Source organism: uncultured Bifidobacterium sp. (assembly GCF_959020145.1).
Classification (GTDB): Bacteria; Actinomycetota; Actinomycetes; order Actinomycetales; family Bifidobacteriaceae; genus Bifidobacterium.
Genome location: NZ_CAUEQY010000004.1, coordinates 79878 through 99098 on the forward strand (window position 1 = coordinate 79878; position 19221 = coordinate 99098).

Below are 19221 nucleotides of genomic sequence, written 5' to 3' on the forward strand. Positions count from 1 at the left end.
TTCCTCCTGCTTATCAGTTGGACGATCCGCTGGCATCGGATGAGGTGTCAGTCGACTGGTTGGCAGAAGCATCAGACTGTCCGGACGCAGCCTTGTCGAGGCTTGCGCGCAGCTTGGCGAGCAAATCACGGTTGGCCTGGGTCGCGCCTGCTGAGTTGTCGCTTCGCGAAGTGGTGTTGCCGTCCATCACCAGTGAAATCGTTCCGGTATACGTGTAGGTGGTGCCACCTTCACTGTCATTCTTGGTAATAGAGCTCACATAACCCGTCTTGTACGTGGGGATCGAGGCGAAATTGTTGATAAAGTCCTTGGCCGAGTAGAAATTCGGCGATTCGATGGTGAAGTCCGCGGAAATCACGCCGTTACCAGACCACACAGTGGACGTATTGTCGGAGGATGAGGACGAATTGTTCGATGAAGCGATCTGGAAGCTTTTGAGTTCCAGATTCGTATACTGGCCGCCTTCCGGAAGCGAGCTGTTCAGCGAATCGGCGACCTTCATCCAGTCCATTTCGTCATACAGCATGGCAATCTTCGCCTTCTGCGCATCGTCCAGCGAATTCAACGTGTCTTCGACATCCTTGAACTGCGCTTTCTCCTTTTGCAGGGAAATGGTCTTCTGTTGAGCCACTTCCACACGATGGTCCGCCCATGTGGATTGGGCGAACATGAACACGCTGACCACCAAAGATACAATGAGCACGCCGATCAGCACATACGTTAACAGGTATTTGATGGCTCGATCGCGATTCAATCCGACGATGGAACGCGGAATCAGGTTAGCGCGCATGGTCCAGTCGGCTGGGTTTTCCGGCGCGGTGCTACGCTTGCCGATACCGCCCGCTTTCAACGCATTGCTGATATCGGAGACGTTCATGGATAGCAGGGTGCCCTTCTGACCGTCCGAAGTGTCCGGATAGGCGACTTCCTTGCCACGTCCACGGTGGGAGTTGGCCTTGTTTTTCTTGGATTTCATATCAAGTTTCATAATCACACTCACCTCGGCTTCTTTCCGATGACCAGTCCCAGCACCCCGCCTAAATCGACCGCGTGCGCCACAATGTTCTGACGTTCGACTTCCTTGGACAGCTTGAAGCGGATGAACGGATCGCCAATGCGCACCATCTTGTTGATGGAGCTTGCCAACACTGGGGGCAGACCGATAAGTCGCGCACCCGTACCGGTGAGGATGATGCCGCTGATGGTGCTGTCCGCATGGTCGACGTCGTACATGTTCAACGTATTGCGAATACCGACGATGAGCTGCGCCGTGGTTTCACGAATGACTTCCTCGGCTTTTTCGAGACGTTCGTCACCGGTCACATTTTGCAGACCAATCTGGTTTTTGATGCGTTCCGCGTCTTCGAAGGAGATGCTCAGCGCATTGGCGATGGCGTCGGACACGTCGTCGGCACCGGACGGCACGACGCGCATATAGGCGGGTTTTCCGTTATTGAGCACGATCACGTCGGTGCAGTTGCCGTTGATGTTGACCACCGCTTCGGTCTGCGCCTGGTTGGTGTCGCTGAACAGGCGGGCCAACGCGAACGGACCGGCGTCGATGGAGGTGATCACGAAACCCGCTTCTTCTGCGGTATACGCAGTTTTTTCCAGACCACCGCGCAGAGTGGCTACGAGAATGCCATGAAGCTGCTTGCCGTTCTGCTCGTCATCCACTACAGACAACGGCACGAAGTCAAGTTCGGATTCCTCAATGGGCAATGGAATCATGCCTTTGGCCTGGAATGGCAGGGTTGAGCGTAAATCAGCTAGGGACATGTAGGGGAAGTCCGCCTCACGGAACACCATACGACGGCTCGAATAAACGAGTATGGTGTTCTCACGCGGGAACTTGAAGCGTTGCACCAACGTTTTCAGTAGACCGGTGACCACTTCGGCGTCCACCACTTCGCCATCCACCACAGCTCCAACGGGCAGCGGAAGCGCCTGGAAGTGTTTGATGGTCGGCGAATCCGTATAGGGGTCGGCTATGACCGCCGCTCGTATGGCGTCGCTCGCAATCGACAGCGCCGTTATTGCTCTCATGGTCTCTCCTTATATATATGGGTCTTGTATGCGGATGCGTTACGCAAGTCCGGTGAGTTGCAGGTATAGTGTGGCGATTGGTACGCCGGCGAAAATGCCAAGCCATGCGCCGAGCAGCATGGATGGCCCAAAGGGGATGCCTCCATGAAGGTCGACCTTTTTGCTGGCCAGCAATACCAAGCTGATGGCACCGCCGATGAAGAACGCGGCGAACGATCCAATGATGAATTGCGGCCAGCCAAGCCAGCCAAGCAGCAATCCGAGAATGAACGCGAGTTTGATGTCGCCGTCTCCCATACCACCTTTCCAGATGAGTGAGAGTACGAAATAGAACACGAAGAGAATCAGCGCGCAGAGCGCTCCGCGACCAAGACGATTCCACTCCCCTATGCCAAACGATGCCACAACCAGCAGCAACACCGTTGCGATAAGCGTCGGCAGTAGCACTACGTTGAGGATGAGATGGTGGTCCAAGTCGATGAACGCTATGACGATGGACACGCATGCGAACACGTACAGCACGGGTAGTGCCCATAACGGGTATGCGTCGAACAGTCCACCTGCGGTTACGGCAAGGAAGGACAGTCCGCCAAGCGATTCGACCAGCGGATATCGTGCGGCAATCGGTTCTTTGCAGTGTCGGCATTTCGCGCCGAGCGCCAACCAGGAAAAGATGGGAATATTGTCATACCAAGCGATTGGCGCTTCGCATTTCGGACAAAAGCTACGTTTCGGATTGGTGATGCTTATGTGGTTCGGCACACGCCATATCACTACATTCAGGAAAGATCCGAAAATACAGCCGATGATCAGCGAGGCCACCAGCAGTATCACCACGGTAGGAACATCATTCACTATATCCATGCCGTTCACCACTTTCTGGATGTGACGGTGGAGTCCACAACCGCTGAGAAATAGGTACTGGTAGGGATAGATACGGTGGTCGTTGTCGTTGTCCAAGTAATGCTACCGGCCGATCCGGCATCACCATAATTCACTGAAGCGTTCCATGCCTGCGATTTCACCAGTCGCCCACGCACGTCACGATCGGTTCCGCATGAAACCATTTTCAGCATGGAATGACCGTCTGAGCGATTGTATTGACGGTCTTTCTTCCCATTGCTTTCCACATAGTCTCCCGGATAGATTTCCGTCAGGCACATGCCTTCGCTGGTTTGGAAAGTGCCAGCCCATGGATACTGCGTCTTGCCGCCGTAACTCACCGCTTTCGAGGTGTTGTGCTCGTTGTATCGGCGGAACTTTGTGGCGTCACTTGGATTATCGGTCAACGACACCTTACTGCCGGAAACATGCAGGTACTTCGCGTTGCCGTTGGTGTCGTGCAGGGCTATGGTGGTGTCGATGCCAGTGCCATCGGCGCTGGCATCTTCGGTATAGGAGACGCGGTCGGATGTGAAGTTGAAGTTCTCCTTGTCGGCGGTCGAACAGTGAGAGGTCGAGATGAAATCGCTGCCTTGCCCCATGATCGTCTTCTGGTAGCATTTCGCGTCGAAGTCCGCACTATGCACGTCGCAGGTGTCGGCGTATACGTCGTTGCCGTCCATCACCATGCAGAATCCGGATGCGGAGTTCACCATCTGATTGGTGCCGTATCCCGCTTCGCCTGCTTGGCTGAAGGATGCGGTGGCATCCTGCATGTCGGCACCGTTCGAAAAGTAGGAATCGCTGAAGTTATAGGTCCATTGCGACACCATATACGCCTGACTGTAGGGGGTGGCTTTGATATTGCCGCCCGCAAAATGCGGATCGCCACTGTCTTGTGGGCTACCGCCGTAATGGGTGACTTCCAGACGTTGGAACTTGGTCTTTTTGCCGCTCTGCACGCCGGCTACGGCATATCCCTTGCTTTCAGGCAGAGCGGAATCATATGACGCTGCTTGCGCACTGACATCGCCCGTCAGCTCGTTCCAGTATCCGGCGTTGATGAACCCGTTGTAGAAGTTCCATTTCTGGTATTTGTTGAGCAGACTGTTCGGGTCGTTCTTCTCCGTCTGCTGCGCAACCTTATTCGGATCCGTATAATAATCGCCCTGGAAGTGGACTCCGTATGATGTGCCGCATGGCTGCAGGGTGGCCGGAGTCTTGCCGTCGGTGTCATCGATGCTCACGCCGGTGACGCACAATCCCATATTCGAGGCCAGACGGATGGAATTGTCCTTGTAGTACACCCACGTGTTCAATGAGGAGTACGCACCGTCAGCACGGCATTCCTCAGTATATTGGTAGGTGTCACCTCCCGCGTTGTATGCGGCGGGCAGTACCACCAGCCCAGAACCGGCTTGAGGCGATTTGCTTAAATCGAGGTTCTCGGCAATGCTTTTCTTCTCGTTGGTAACCGGAATGGTGGTGGCCAGCATGCAGGTGCGGTTCACTGGATTCAACGTCGCAGTGCCATCGGACAGCTGGCTGGTATTGGTGTGTCCGGAATCCACCGTGCCGGAGAATTTAACTTCGCCGGTTGGATCGGATCCGATGGACACGCCATCATAATCCACGGGTACCCATACGAACTGCGAATCGAGCCTGTTGTAGGGCGCCGCGGCATAAAAACCCATGCCCATGCGGCCACCGACGCCCAGGGTGCTGGAATGGTTCGTGGTGGTGGAGTCCGTTTTGGCTTCGATCTTGCATATAGCGCGTTTCATGGCCTGCGGTTTTTGGGCGTTGCCCGCCGTACGGCCATCCTTATAGCGGTTGATGAAGCCCGTGGCCACGACTTCGGCGTACTGGAGGCTTTTCAGATCGGAGGGGGAGTTGATCATCTCCGCCGATGCGTCATCCGGATTGTTGTCATAGAAATTGATGCGCACACGATAGGACAGGTCATCCGGCGTATATGAAGCCGTATCCGATGTTTTTACCGTCTTATTCAAAGCAACATGATTCAACAATACGGATGCGCCATCATATTTGACAAATTCACCATCCTTGGAACTGTCGTTCATATCAGCATCAACAGCAGGCAACACCTTCTGCAAATCATCAAGACTCGTAGAACCTTGCAACTTCGCCAGAGTCTCATTGATATAGCTCAAGCCGACTTCAAGGCCGGATTCGGCCGCATAGTTGGCTTGGGAGTTTTCCTTATTGTTCTTGTAAGGAATCGCCTGGGCAAGCAGGGTAGTCATGACCAGAGCGGATGTGGTGAGCACCACCATCACGAACAGAATGGCCAGCATCATGGCGGCGCCGTGCTCCCCCATGCGTTCGCGTAATGCCGCACGGTACCTGCGGTTGAGTCTGGACCACAATCCGGTCTGTTTCATGCTTGCTCCTATATATAAAGGTATGTTTCGCTCGGGTACTCGGATATCAGGTCAGGCCTGACCATTGATGGCGTCGAACATGGAGAACATCGGCATATACAATGCCACCACCATGAAGCCGACCACCACGCCGAGGAACAGAATCATCAGTGGTTCCAGCAACGAGGTGAGCTGTTTGGCCATGGATTGGGCCTCTTCGTCATACGCTCGGCCCGCACTGGACAGCATTTTGTCGATGGCGCCGGAGTCCTCGCCAATGGCCACCATCTGCACCAGCATGTTCGGGAAGATCTTTTCGGTGCTCATGCTGTCGGCCAGACGGTAGCCACGTTCCACCAAACGGCCCACACGCTTCGAAGACGAATCAATCACATAGTTGCCCGAAGTCGATCCGACGATATCAAGTGCCTGGAGAATCGGCACACCGGAAGCGAGCATGGAAGAGAAATTATTGCAAAAGCGGGCCAGGGCCACGTTGGTGTCCAGCTTGCCGAACACCGGTGCCTTGAGTGTGAACGGATCCCACCAGGTGCGGATGATGTCTTTGTTACGGTTGCGCTTCCAGAACATGGCCAGCGCCACGACGGCCACAATCAGCACCGGAAGCACGTAGGGCATCACTTTGCCGAGGTCCACCAGGATCTGGGTCACGAACGGCAACTGGGCATTCATGGAATCGTACATGCTGGCGAACATTGGCACGATGGTGAGCAGCATCACCATCACCAAGATCAGGGCGATGCCCAACACCACGACCGGATAGGCCATGGCGCTTTTGATCTGCCCTTGGAGTCTCACATCCGATTCGAAGCTGTCCGCCACAGTGAGCAGCGATTTGTCTAGAAAACCGCCGGTCTCGCCGGCACGAACCATATTGACCATGATCGGCGGGAACAGGGAATCGGGATCCGCCTCCATGGCTTCGGAGAAGGACGAGCCGCCTTCCACTTGCGCCACGCAGGCCTGCACCGCCTTACGGAGTTTCACGTTCTCGATTTGTTCGGTGACGATGTTCAAGGCTCGGATCAGCGAGACGCCCGCCGCCACCATGGTGGCGAGCTGCCGTGCCGTTACTGCGAAGTCTTTTTTGCTTGGATATTTCTCGAACGCTTTGATGTTGATTTCAGTGTTGAGACCGGTGCCGGCAGCTGTGTCGGTCAGATCGGTCGGATACAGTCCGAGTTTTTTAATGCGTTCGATGGCTTGGTCGCGCGTCTGCGCTTCGACCACGCCTTTCTCTTTACGCTGGCCGTCGAACGAGACGCCTTTGTAGCGCCATTTGCGTGTGCCGCCGTTCTGTTGGAATTGCACTTGTGCGTCATTGCCGGCCATGGTTCCCCCGGGTGAATGTCGATGATGAATGGTGACGTGCGATTGATATGCGAATGTCGGGGACGGACGGTGTCCCCGACATTCAGTTCAGGCGATTGCTACCAATCATTTCTTATTAACAGCCTGTTCCTCAATAGTTCCAGATTGAGAATCATACACATAAGTCTTTGTATCAGTCTTGTGCTGTTCATTAGTGCCGGTAATGGTGTAGTTATCACCAGCCTGATGAATCACAAGCTTGTCTCCTTTAGTGACGGTAATCTTGTCACCATTAGTAGTTTTGCAGTCCACACCGCCCGCTGCATTATCACATGTAATATCCTTCGTGCCAATAACCGCTGTAAGATCACCATTATTGGCAGTCATTGCAGTTTCAATAGCAAGACTAGCGTTCTTGACATCGGACTGAACGCTGGAATTCCAAGCGGACTTGCGCTGATTCAGGTAAATCGGGACTGCCACGGCAGATAGGATGCCGATGATGATGACGACCACGAGCAGTTCGACGAGGGTGAAGCCCTTTTCGCCCTTGGCACGGCGGTTGAGTGCGTTACGTACGCTCTTCATAATGAACCCTTCTTTCCAATTGGAAGGACATACCGTGGGACCGTCCAACTTCGGATGGTCCACAGCGATTCTTCTTTGCGTTATTTCCCCTTGTGGGGGTGGCTGGCTCACATAACCAACAACTCTCAGCGTAGTCGTATTGACATCGTTTGCAGTACCAGATGCAGTGCACCAATCGCACCAATGATGTTTCATCCACCGTTTTCATCACAACCCCGAATCAAACTTTTTCAATACGATTGCATAACCCCTCTTCACACAATCACCACCATCCGATTCCGTAACATGCGTTGAGTCCGTCAGTCTACCGGTGTACCTCTTCGTCTGAAACGTTTGCCCTGGAATAGTTATATTTTCAATAGTGTTTCAGAAAATATTTTCAGCATTTTTTGACGAAAATTCATCAAAAAACCATTTTCCCCCGGGCATGTCGGGGGTATTTGAAAGTATAGAAAAAGGGCTCCCCCACAAGGGAGAGCCCTTACAGACACCGTCATTCAACGACATTGACTGAAGTCGACCGAAGCACTCGAACCCACATTGCGAGCTGTAAACGATGTCAATGTGTTCGAGGTGACCGGCTTGCCACCCACATACGAACCCGTCACCGGCGAATACCGCACCACGCGCGTACCGCCATCCATGCTGAACAGTTTGTTTTTGAACAGCGAATCATCGGACGTTGAAGCGGTACTGTTGTTCATCACCGCCGTCAACACCGCATGCTCGCTCCACGCTCCCCCCGCACCGGTTGCGTATGGTCTGGTTTTCACCACGACGGAACCATAATCATCAACTCGCCCGCCGGACCACGTGGCCTCTGTGTACTCAATCACAGCGCATTGCCGAATCCCATCGGCATCAGTGGTCACCAAAGTCAACCTGTCACCGCTGGCAGCCTCTTCCACACCTTCGGCATTGCGAACATATCGGTCCAGAGCCTGCACCGATGTAGCTATTTCCGTAGCCGATCTGGTGCGGATAGCATCGGCTGTGGCGGAATGCAAATATTGCACGATCGACACCGTGAACATGGTGGAAACAATGGCAAAAATAAACAATGAAACCATCATCTCCACCAAGGTAACGCCGCCTTCCCCACGAGCACGCCTACGGAGCGCACGTAATAATCGGCGATTCAGACTGAATCCAGAGTTCTTCTCTTCCATAAGCCGTCCCGCTCCTTCAGGCCCCGATCACATTCAACAGTTCATTGGTGGTATACACGGCCGTTTTGTCTGCGTCAATATTGTCCGACCAGGTGACGCCTACCACCACGCGTACCATCGGCATATACGTTTTCGCCATAAAGGTGAATCCCTTAGTAGGAATGTTGTCCTGACTCAGGATGCTGGATCGCAGCGAGGCGTCAGGAGTACCGTCAAGACCGCTAATGGACGCATGCCCGTCAATACCCAGTTCCGAAGCGGTTCTACAATCCATGGTGCCGCTTTCCCGATAGCACTTCTCAATCACGGTGTTCACCGTATATGTAGTATGTTTGGCGTCTTTGCCCGTGGTAGTGCGCACCGGCTGAATGTACTTGCCCGTATCAGCATCCGGAGTGGCCGTAGCCTCCAAATCCGAGAATTGCGAGGTGATGGCCCCCACTGCCGTGAGATTCGCATGCGCTTTCTTCACATCATCCACACCCATGCCAGGCAGCAAATCCGTGTAATAGGAGGATGGCGCAGAAGTATGATCCGCTATCTGTGCGCGCATACGTTCGATACCATCACTACCCAAAGCAATGGCTGCTGAACGCTGCTGCTGGGCATAAGAAGTACGAATCGCAGTAATCGCGAACTGTGCGGCGGCAAGACCTGTGATGCTCAGCACCACAATCGCCACCAATACCTCAACCAATGTGAAACCCGACTCGCCACGTTTCGGCAATCGTTTGACGTTATGTATTGCAAGCCCTGTCGCGGCATCATTTACCGCCCTACGCCAGGTGTGCTCCATGAGCAGCTCCTTCATGCAGTATCACCCCATCATCGGAGGCAACAGGAAAAATCACCGCAGAAAAGGCGGTGCATGAATATCTGTACTGTATCACGATTCCCTGCCAACGTTTTCACACCCTTCCAAACACCACATGACAATTGGCGTTTCAGTCACAAAGCCGCTAAACTATGCGAGTAGTAGTGCACAACACTGCAATCGTTAGCTCACATGACCATGAACAACTGAACATTCTCAGGCCCGCAAACACCTGTGTTCGCAAAGGGCCATAAGTCATACCGTGCGTTCCGGCGCATGGTCCAGGAGGTCATTATGAGCGACGCCGGTTCGGGAAGCCGTTTCCCTTTCCTCAAGCGCAATCGAAACGACGACACGCCGAGCGATTTCTCACAGCGCATGGATTTGAATTCCCCGGTCACAGGAGAAATCAACCAGATTTTCACGCCGAGCCAGCCACGCCATGCCGCTGCACCCAGCGACGCCACTAGCGACTTTCCCGCCATGCCCACATCCACCGAAGGCATGGACGAAAACACCGAACGCGAATATGCCATGGCGCTAGCTCAAGGCATGAGCCTACCGTTCGTAGACCTCAACGAATACCAAGTAGACAAAGAAGTCATCAGCATGGTGCCGGACGACCTGTGCCGTCGCAACCAGCTGCTGCCATTGTCCATTGTCAACGGACGCATCACCGTGGCCATGGCCAACCCGAAAAACTTCGCCGCCATCGACGACGTGTCCGCCAGCACCGGCATGCCGGTCATTCCCATGGTGGCGATGCCTTCTCAGGTGAAGGACGCCATCAACCGGTACCTGCGCGCCAACGCGGAGCTGACCGAGCTGTCGCACGAAATCGCGGCGACCGCCAAGAAGGAAGTGGACCTCGAATCCGACAGCGGCGAGGACGCCTCCCCTGTGGCACGCTTCGTCAGCCTGCTCATCAACCAGGCCATCGACGACCACTGCTCCGATATCCACATCGAACCGCAGGAAGACGGTCTGCTCGTGCGCTACCGTATCGACGGTGTGCTGCACGTGTTCCAAAAGGCGCCGAAAGCCATGACCCAAGGTGTGATCAGCCGCATCAAGGTCATGTCCGATATGGATATCGGCGAGCGCCGTAAGCCGCAGGATGGTCGTATCACCGTCAAGCACAATGGTCAGAAGGTGGATCTTCGTGTGGCCGCACTGCCGACGGTATGGGGCGAGAAGATTGTTATGCGAATCCTGAGCACGCCTTCGGGCAATCTCAAGGTGGAGGATTTGAATTTCAGCCAACGTAATTTCGACGTGTTCTCCAAGGCGTACAACCGTCCGTATGGTCTGGTGTTGGTCACCGGTCCTACCGGTTCGGGTAAGTCGACCACGTTGTATGCCACGTTGGGTGATGTGGCCCGTCCGGAAATCAACATCATTACGGTTGAGGACCCGGTGGAATTCCGTATGAGAGGCATCAATCAGGTTCAGGTGAACAACAAGGCCGGTATGACGTTCGCCGCGGCTCTGCGTTCGATCCTTCGTGCAGACCCTGATGTGGTGCTCATCGGCGAGATTCGAGATCAGGAGACCGCCAACATTGCTATTGAGGCTTCGTTGACCGGCCATTTGGTGCTTTCCACCCTGCACACCAATGATGCGCCAAGCGCAGTGACACGTTTGACGGAAATGGGTGTGGAGCCGTTCCTATTGAGCTCGTCGCTTGCTGCGGTGATGGCTCAGCGACTGGCTCGCCGCCTGTGCAAGAAGTGCAAGCGTCAGGATACTGCCACCGAGGCGGAGCTTCGGACGTTGGGTGTTCCACACATGCCAGATACCCCTCTTCCGACGATATGGCGTCCGGTAGGATGCCGAGAATGCGCCAACACCGGCTATAGCGGCCGTGTGGCCATCCAGCAGGTCATGGGCGTGGATTCAACAATGGAGGATCTTATAGCCCGTGGCGCCACGTCGATTGATATTGACAAGGCGGCGAAGGAGCAAGGCATGACCACACTTCGTAAGGACGGTTGGCAGAAGGCGCTTCAAGGCATTACCTCCGTGGAGGAAGTGCTTCGCGTGACGGTGTAGGTTCCACCTGACGTTACATGCACCTATGCACCTCTCCGCACTTATAAAACACCTATAAAACGTTCGGTTGCGTCGGCGCGTCGAAGCGCCGGCACGACCGACATTTTCAGACAGCAACCCACCTATTAAAAGGACAATGATGACCATCGAGCAAACGTGGAACAATGGCGGATATCTTTCCGGTCTCAAAGGCGTGACCATTCCCAACAACACTCCATCGTTCAATGAGGATCCCCGCAAGGGACGTCATTGGTCTTCCGACAATGCGATTCAGGCAGATGATGAAAGCCTTAAGGGCATTTTCGCTTCGCTTAATTCAATGCCGACTGTAAGCCAGCAGGATGTGCAAATTCCCGACCCGCAGCCAGTTTCACAGTCTCAACCATCCGAACAGTCTGTTGCTCAACAACAGACTACGCAAGCCATACAACAATCGCAGGAAGCGCATGTTTTTCCAACAACAATCGACCGTCAACCAGTCGGTACCGGCAGCCTGCAGTTTGATGAGGACACTGACGCGACCCAGCAAAATCCCGCATATGAGGAGCATGGGCCGATCCAGCAGATCGACAGCAATCCACCGTCCTTCGTACCGGGTGCCACACCATTCGCTAAGCGACAGGCCGACATCACCGAAACCGCAGCGCAGCAGATGCCTCCGACCATCACTCACATTCCGCAGGACGCAGCTTTCCAAAGGCCGCAGCCACAGCAACAGCAGATGAGTCAGCCCCAGCCGCAGACCAGGCCATTCGCGGATTTCGTAGTGCCTGAAACCAACGACGCCGACGAGGATGCCGTTCCGGAAGAACGTAAGATCAAGGCCGAGCAGGTCGAACAGACGCTGCGCACCGAACATCCGGACGCGGACGACGAATTCGTGTCGGCCATCCGCCAGCTGGTTGAGCTCAATGCGTCCGATTTGCACTTGGTAATCAACGACCCGCCAATGCTGCGCGTGGATGGCAAGCTGCGCCCCGCCAAGGGATTGAGCGTGTGGACGAAGGATCACACGTACGAAGCAGTGAAAGTCATGACCAACGAATTAGAGATGGAACGTTTCAAAGATGATCTGGAACTTGATATCTCCTTCGCCATTGGCGACCTGTTGCGCTTCCGTGTGAACGTATACCGCGACCGTATGGGCGTATGCGCCGCGTTGCGTACCATTCCCACGGAAATCAAAACCGCGCAGGAACTGGGAATTGACCCGCGTATCGCCGACCTTGCGCTGTTGCCGCGTGGTCTGGTGCTTGTATGCGGCCCGACCGGTTCCGGTAAGTCGACCACACTGGCCGCAATCGTGGACAAGGCGAATGCGGAACGTGCCGACCATATCATCACCATCGAAGACCCGATCGAATTCGTGCATCAGCATAAGCGTTGCGTGATGAGCCAGCGAGAAGTGGGCACTGATACGAAAAGCTTCGCGGAAGCGCTGAAACGTGCGCTGCGTGAGGATCCGGACATTATCGAAGTCGGTGAGCTTCGAGACTTGGAAACCATTTCCACCGCACTGACCGCAGTGGAAACCGGCCACTTGGTGTTCGCAACCCTTCATACTCAGGACGCCGGCTCCACCGTGGACCGTCTCATCGACGTGTATCCGGAAAACCAGCAGCAGCAGATTCGCGTGCAGGTAGCTTCCACCTTGCGTGCCGTGATCGTACAGACACTGATTCCGCGCGCTACCGGCCATGGCCGTGCACCAGCCACTGAAGTGATGATCAACACTCCGGCCGTTTCCTCACTGATCCGCAGTGGCAAGGCGCATCAGATTCGCACCGTGCTACAGTCCGGCGAGAAGGAAGGCATGCACACGCTCGATCAGGATCTGGCGCGACTGGTGAACAAGGGCGTGATCACATTCGAGGACGCGCTGGTGAAGGTGCAGGTACGCGAGGAGTTCGAGAAGCTCTGCGGCGCGCGCAAGTCGTTCTAAGGATGGCCGGCACAGCTGGCGCGATGGTGTGCCCATGCATCCAATGGCGGTTCCGCAACATGGAATATGACGGAACCGCCATGGTCCATGCGCGGCCACGCAATAATCGCAAAGTCACGCAGCAATCGCTCGTATTTCGAACGCAACGGGAAACAGGAAACATGAGTTCTGCAACAGTAGCAGCCACAGACAACAGAACACGATGCGACGCAATCCGGCATTGGCTCTCGCCGCATCGTCTGCACTGCATCGTGCTCGCGGCGTACGTCATCGTGGTGGCCACAGTGATGTGCTTCCACGAACCATGGTTCGACGAGGCACAAGCCTGGCTCATCGCGCGCGACTGCTCCTGGCGGGAGATGATTCTGGAACGTCCACACTATGAGGGGCATCCGCCTCTGTGGTGGATGATGCTCGCCGCACCCGCAAAACTCGGCGTACCCTACGAGATCGGTCTGAAAAGCATCAATCTGGCATGCGCCACACTCATGATCTGGCTGTTGGAATTCAAAACCAAACTGCCGGAACCATTCAAAGTCATCCTGCCGTTCTCCTATTTCCTGTGCTATCAGTACGGCGTCACGTCGCGCCCCTATGCGCTGATGGTCGCCGCCATGCTGCTGGTGGCTATCAACTGGAAAACCCGCGACGAGAAACCATGGCGCGAAGCGCTCAGCATGATGCTGCTGTGCCTGACCAGTTCATATGGACTGGTAATCGCCGGCATGTTCGCGGCGAATTGGGTAGTGCGGTTCGTCTGGCAGGAACACTCGTTGATACGTAACCGGCGACGGTTCATCGCGCTGCTGGCGCTGCTCGCGGCGGCGATGGCCATACTGATCGACGTGATGCCCGCAAAAGACGTGTATTCCGGCAATTTCGACATCTCCGGCATGACACAGCCGGCACCACTATGGATACAAATCTGCAATTCCTGGCTGCTGCTGCCGGCCGAAGCATTATTCACCTCGACGGTGTCGGACACGAATCTGGTATTCATCGGCCTATCACCGACACTGCTGTACACGGGAACCGTGTCATGCCTCATGTGGGCCCCGCTCATCCACATCAGCCGACGACGGCACAACGCAATGCTGCTGCTGAGCTCGTACACAGTGATGTGCTTGGTGTTCGCGCAGCATTTCTCTATGCACCATCTGGGCATCCTGCTGGGATTCTTCATCGCGGTGCTCGCGATTGACTGCGACGAACGACGTATCGGCGTGGATGATTGGCCGGCCTGGTGCGCCACCATGGCCGACCAATTCGCCGGCAAGCTTGGGGTGAAGAAAGCGCGCAACTATCTCATCATGCTGAAGGCCCTCGCTTTAGGTGCCATGCTAATCAGCGTGTATTGGACGATCAACGCCAGCATATGCGACATACGATACGAGTATTCCTCATCCCGGACGGTGGCCTCGTTCATCAAGACCAATCATCTGGAGCAATACCGTTGGATGGCTGGCTGGACTCGCATCAATTCCACGAATGCGTCCCCGGATGTCAAAGCACGAATCAAGCAAGGCGGCTACTGCGCCAATGGCAAGGATTGCATCGACTACACATCATGGGTGAGCGGAACACTGGTCACCGCCGACCCGTACTTCAAGCGTACGCTCATGTCCAATGCCTACAAAGGGCGCAGCTACATCTCTTGGGAATGGTGCATAGACCCCTATGCCGGCAAACAAGACATCGAAACCTGGAGATCATGGGGCGAACCCGAATTCTACGACACCATCTATCAGCCGTTCTTCTTCAGCGCCCTCGGCTATGACCGGAACGACTACACGAAAATACGCATCGCCGAAACCGTCACGCCATGGAAAGACCAGCGATCGCGCGGTTCCGTGGAAATCTACGTACGCAACGACATCTACAAGAACGTCCTGCACTCCCCTGACACCGGCATCGCATGGCCGGATGGAGCCAAACGGCGGTAGATGGGAGCATCGGTGCATCACACGAGCAAGGTAGTCTGAGAATATGCCGTACCACAACCCGAATTCACGCAGCCGGCGGAATGTCCTACGTATCGTGGGCGTGCTCGTCGTGCTTGCCGTCATCGCCGGCGTCGCCAATTTCCTGCACGCCACCACCAGCGAAGCGGCCGGCAACGTCAAGCCGCAGATCGAAACCATGCAAGGCATCCGGCAGACCGCGCAGGACAGCATCACGTTCGCGCAGGGCCTGGATGATCCGGACCGATTCGCCGCGCACATCGAAACCGTGCAGCAGTGCATGGACGATTACGACCGGCTTGCCGACGCCAAGCAGATCAAGTATCTGCTGTCGGACAATCTGCAGGAACGCATCATCGGACTGTTGTACCGCAACCAGCAGCGCACCATCATCGACAGCATGCGCGTGGCGGCACATAATCTCGACGGACAGACCAAGGAGCTGCTCAGCGCGGTCGACGCGGCCATGGCGGATGATTTCAGCCAGCATGCGGCGCAATGGCTGCTGCAGGTGGATGATCCGACGCAGGCGAACGAGCTCATCGACCGATACGGCAAACAGCGCGCGTATGCATCGATGAGGGAGATGCTCGCCGACCTACGGTCGCTGCACAAACTACGCTCGGACGTGAAACAGCAGGTCTCGACTGCGGTCAGCAATCTGCATAACGCGGAAGCCGCAGCGGCTGCGATCGCCGTGCCCGAACGCAACGGTGATCTCGATCCGGCCGGATGGTACACGCTCGCCACGAACGTGGCATCGACGATGGGCGTGCAGATCGAACAGACCATGGAATTCAACTGCGGCGGCCAGTCAGGTGAGAATCCGAGTGGATTCGTGGCTGCGTATTACTGCCAGATGCCCGACCGCTCGCAGAGGAATGTCGTGCATATCCTCACCACACACCCGGATTGGACGCAGACCGCGCGAAGCCCCTGGCTGGTGGACATGGTCAAGCACGAACTTTCGCACCGTTCGATCATGATCTCCTGCGGCACCACGCAACCGACAATCGCAGCCGACCGTACGGAGGCGGTGACGAATTCCTATTCGGTGCTGTTTTTCGGGGCCGACCGCGACCGCATCACGAATCAGCAGCAGGGTGTCGCCGAATACGCGATGGATGCATCCAGCGATCAGCTGGCCACCGCCATCCACGATGGCAATTGCGGGTGAGGTAAGCCAGTTCTCGCTTGGCGACTATTGCACATCCTTGAATTCGATAGTCCAGTTCTTCGCGTCGTCGCCAAGCACATTGCGCACATACTGCTCTAGAATAGTCCGCGCGCGAGCTTCGGCTTGGGCAAGCAACGCCGAATCGGTTTTCGCCTGCTTCAGCATGCTTTGCTGGGCCTTATCAAACATTTCCGTTTTCTCTTCGGCGGTAATCGAAGTGGCGAAACCAGTGCTCACCAGCGGTTTGCTGAACGACTTCTCATTTACGTCCGGATTATCCAACACGTGAGCTGGAGGCACGGTAATGATTACTCTATGACCGTTGGCATCTGGACTAATTGTTACTTTATCGGCATCAATACCGTACTTCACGATGCCACTGTATTCCATCCACATACGTTTGTAGCCATTATTGAAGAACCACGATCCCTCATGACTGAGCTTGGCCGTGTTGTGGTAATAACATTTTAATGTGGCCATCTGTGCGATATACGTGGCATTCGAGAAAGTTGGGATAGCTTCTTTCTTTTCCTCGCCGCACCCTACAGCAGAACATGCAAGCGTAGCAACACATAATGCGGCAATCGCACGTTTCATGGAACGATTATTCGTCAGCATGCGCGGTCTCCTTAGTGAGCTTTACGGTCTCGGCCTTCTGCAATTTGTATCCTTTTGCTTCCACGAGATCCTTGGTCAACGCATCCACAGTTTGTTCAAGATTGCTGGCAGCAATAGAAATAATGTCTCCGTTTGTCTTGGTCTCCTGTTGCGCATCCTGCTTGCAAAGCTTGATCACCTCATCAATTTCAACGGACGGATTGTTCTCGAAAAAGTCGAGGCTGCCGCTATCAACCACGACGTCCCCAATAGTCGGCTTCGGCAGAATCGGAGTGACGGTCTTCGCGGTATCGTCCACTTCGAACGTGATATCGCTCATCTTGACGCCAGCAGTCACCGTCGCCTCATATGCAACATGCCACTTGTCCTTACCAGCATTGTCTTTCTTTACAGCAACACCGCCATAATGGAATTTCGCGGTCGATAGATCGTCGATATTCACAGCCGCCTGCAACTGGCTTTCCACACTGATGGTAGATTCGGTCCTTGCATTGTCAAAAACAGGTTTAACGACACCGTTCCACACAAACAGGACAACTGCAACAGTGACAATTGCCGCAACAGCACCAAACAACACCTTACGCAACTTTTTTGCACTGAGATCGCCGAACAACCTATCGCAAAGACCGCCCCGCCTCCTTCGACTCCCGTCATTTCTCGCCAACGCACATTCCTTTCACGGTTCTCTTCCGTCAACAATTCTATCCCCGCATGCAAATACATAGGGGCGTCACAAACGTCTCAGGAAATAATACGGGGAAGCCCATCTCGTGGAATGATTATCGGAAATAATCCGATATTTGATGACGTTTCATCATAATGAAAATGCCCGCCATGTCTTCCTGCAAGGCAGGACAGCACACATACCACTTACTACTTCCACGCCGGCTTAAACATTCGGATGGGATACTCAAAAGAGCGTGGAAGAGGCGACCTGCTATTCAGCACACGAAATGCTGCAGCCGAACGTACAATGGTCGCCCCATGTCTTCGCTATTCGGCGATGCCGTTTTTGGACTAAATCAGCCAATCGGTCACGTCCTTCTCGGAAACAGATTCCGAGAAACGGTGCCCGGTAAGCCATGTACCGCTGCCTGCCATTTTCTGGAGCGTGGATGCACTGTTGCCGATATCGGAGCTGGCGGAAGTGCAGAACGGAATGATCGTCTTACCTGCGAAATCGTTGGATTTGACGGAATCGTTCACCAGCCAAACAGGTGCCATCCACCAAATCGGGAAGCCCAGATACACAGTGCTGCCGGCACCGACCATGTCATGGGCCGGAATCATTCGCGGCCGGCACGTTCCTTGACATAACCGACGAAGCGGTCGACCGCCTCAGGGGTGTCGTGGCGAAAGAACATGCTGGTCTTGGTGTCAAGGCCCGCGATGGTTGCCATCTCGCTGTCGGAGAGCCGGAAATCGAAGATGTTCAGGTTTTCTTCCATGCGCTCCTTGTGCGTGGACTTGGGCAGAGCGACGATGTCGCGCTGGGTGAGCCAACGCAGGATCACCTGCGCGACGGACTTGCCATGCGCCTCGCCGATCCTGGCCAGGGTGGGATTGGAGAACATGTTCTGCATGCCCTCCCCGAACGGAGCCCATGCTTCCTGAGCCACGCCCCGCTTGACCATGTTCTTGCGAGCTTCGATCTGCTGGTTGAGCGGATTAGTCTCGACCTGATCGGCCATCGGGGCGATCTCATTGAAGGCGACCATGTCGGCCAGACGGTCCGGATAGAAGTTGCTCACGCCGATGGCGCGGATCACGCCGTCCTTGTAGAGCTTTTCGAGTGCACGCCACGCGCCGTAGGTATCGGAAAACGGCTGGTGCAGTAACACCAGATCGAGATAGTCGGTGCCAAGCTTCTTCAAGGACACATCGACGGACCTCAGCGTGTTCTCATAGCCGTAATTGCTGATCCAGATCTTGGTAGTGAGGAACAGATCCTTACGATCGATACCGGAATCCTTGATTCCTTGGCCGACTTCGGCCTCGTTGAAGTACGACTGTGCGGTGTCGATATGGCGGTACCCGGTCTCGATGGCCTCGCGCACGCAGCGAGGAGCATCGTCCTTGCTGATCTGGAAGACGCCGTATCCGATCTTCGGAATCTCAACACCGTTGGCAAGTTTCACGTATTCCACTGTTTTTCCTTCCATAAATTCGTCGGTATTCAGTGCCGGCATGTATGCCGTTCTGACCCCCAAGATAAAATCCGGTAGCTGCTACCGGTCAAATTACGGCACGCCGGTA

The 19221-nt window shown here is 55.0% G+C and carries 16 protein-coding genes; 4 read left to right on the forward strand and 12 right to left on the reverse strand.

What is annotated here, in order from left to right:
- Positions 1–13: 13 nt before the first annotated feature.
- From Q5H33_RS02700 to Q5H33_RS02735, 8 genes are all read right to left on the reverse strand, one after another.
- Complete coding sequence (locus Q5H33_RS02700; RefSeq protein WP_259327698.1) at positions 14–1000, reverse strand: hypothetical protein; 987 nt, start codon at positions 998–1000, stop codon at positions 14–16.
- The gene (gene pilM / locus Q5H33_RS02705; RefSeq protein WP_039775485.1) at positions 997–2046 is read right to left on the reverse strand and encodes a type IV pilus assembly protein PilM; all 1050 of its coding nucleotides are present in this window, start codon (positions 2044–2046) and stop codon (positions 997–999) included. The genes Q5H33_RS02700 and pilM overlap by 4 nt, the downstream gene beginning before the upstream one ends.
- 39 nt (positions 2047–2085) lie before the next feature.
- Complete coding sequence (locus tag Q5H33_RS02710) at positions 2086–2910, reverse strand: A24 family peptidase (protein WP_270291790.1); 825 nt, start codon at positions 2908–2910, stop codon at positions 2086–2088.
- A gap of 5 nt (positions 2911–2915) precedes the next feature.
- Entirely contained in the window at positions 2916–5333 is a 2418-nt protein-coding gene (locus Q5H33_RS02715; RefSeq protein ID WP_270291789.1) for a hypothetical protein, read from the reverse strand.
- A gap of 51 nt (positions 5334–5384) precedes the next feature.
- The gene (locus tag Q5H33_RS02720) at positions 5385–6665 is read right to left on the reverse strand and encodes a type II secretion system F family protein (RefSeq protein WP_302422885.1); all 1281 of its coding nucleotides are present in this window, start codon (positions 6663–6665) and stop codon (positions 5385–5387) included.
- Positions 6666–6770: 105 nt separating this feature from the next.
- The gene (locus tag Q5H33_RS02725) at positions 6771–7232 is read right to left on the reverse strand and encodes a type IV pilin protein (RefSeq protein WP_270836458.1); all 462 of its coding nucleotides are present in this window, start codon (positions 7230–7232) and stop codon (positions 6771–6773) included.
- 497 nt (positions 7233–7729) lie between these two features.
- Positions 7730–8401: a type II secretion system protein gene (locus Q5H33_RS02730; protein WP_070122491.1), complete on the reverse strand. Its 672-nt coding sequence runs from the start codon at positions 8399–8401 to the stop codon at positions 7730–7732.
- 16 nt (positions 8402–8417) lie between these two features.
- The gene (locus Q5H33_RS02735) at positions 8418–9197 is read right to left on the reverse strand and encodes a prepilin-type N-terminal cleavage/methylation domain-containing protein (protein WP_302422891.1); all 780 of its coding nucleotides are present in this window, start codon (positions 9195–9197) and stop codon (positions 8418–8420) included.
- 312 nt (positions 9198–9509) lie between these two features.
- On the opposite strand from Q5H33_RS02735, the gene Q5H33_RS02740 reads away from it, so the two are divergent.
- The 4 genes from Q5H33_RS02740 to Q5H33_RS02755 all read left to right on the forward strand — a co-directional run bounded on the left by Q5H33_RS02740 (position 9510) and on the right by Q5H33_RS02755 (position 16347).
- Complete coding sequence (locus Q5H33_RS02740; RefSeq protein WP_223895171.1) at positions 9510–11267, forward strand: GspE/PulE family protein; 1758 nt, start codon at positions 9510–9512, stop codon at positions 11265–11267.
- A 139-nt stretch (positions 11268–11406) separates the two neighbouring features.
- A complete protein-coding gene (locus Q5H33_RS02745) occupies positions 11407–13209 on the forward strand; it encodes a type IV pilus twitching motility protein PilT (RefSeq protein ID WP_302422895.1) in 1803 nt (600 codons plus the stop codon).
- Positions 13210–13370: 161 nt separating this feature from the next.
- Positions 13371–15152 (forward strand): hypothetical protein, encoded by a 1782-nt coding sequence (locus tag Q5H33_RS02750; protein ID WP_271718551.1) that lies wholly within the window; start codon positions 13371–13373, stop codon positions 15150–15152.
- Between the two features lie 94 nt (positions 15153–15246).
- Entirely contained in the window at positions 15247–16347 is a 1101-nt protein-coding gene (locus tag Q5H33_RS02755) for a hypothetical protein (RefSeq protein WP_259328261.1), read from the forward strand.
- Between the two features lie 24 nt (positions 16348–16371).
- On the opposite strand, the gene Q5H33_RS02760 is transcribed toward Q5H33_RS02755, so the two are convergent.
- From Q5H33_RS02760 to Q5H33_RS02775, 4 genes are all read right to left on the reverse strand, one after another.
- Entirely contained in the window at positions 16372–16965 is a 594-nt protein-coding gene (locus Q5H33_RS02760) for a DUF4230 domain-containing protein (protein ID WP_229070577.1), read from the reverse strand.
- Complete coding sequence (locus Q5H33_RS02765; protein WP_227561621.1) at positions 16952–17629, reverse strand: DUF4230 domain-containing protein; 678 nt, start codon at positions 17627–17629, stop codon at positions 16952–16954. The genes Q5H33_RS02760 and Q5H33_RS02765 overlap by 14 nt, the downstream gene beginning before the upstream one ends.
- Positions 17630–17982: 353 nt before the next feature.
- On the reverse strand, positions 17983–18255 hold the full coding sequence (locus tag Q5H33_RS02770; RefSeq protein ID WP_003810891.1) for a flavodoxin: 273 nt from the start codon (positions 18253–18255) through the stop codon (positions 17983–17985).
- Entirely contained in the window at positions 18252–19127 is an 876-nt protein-coding gene (locus Q5H33_RS02775) for an aldo/keto reductase (RefSeq protein WP_034984838.1), read from the reverse strand. The genes Q5H33_RS02770 and Q5H33_RS02775 overlap by 4 nt, the downstream gene beginning before the upstream one ends.
- Between the last annotated feature and the right edge of the window lie 94 nt (positions 19128–19221).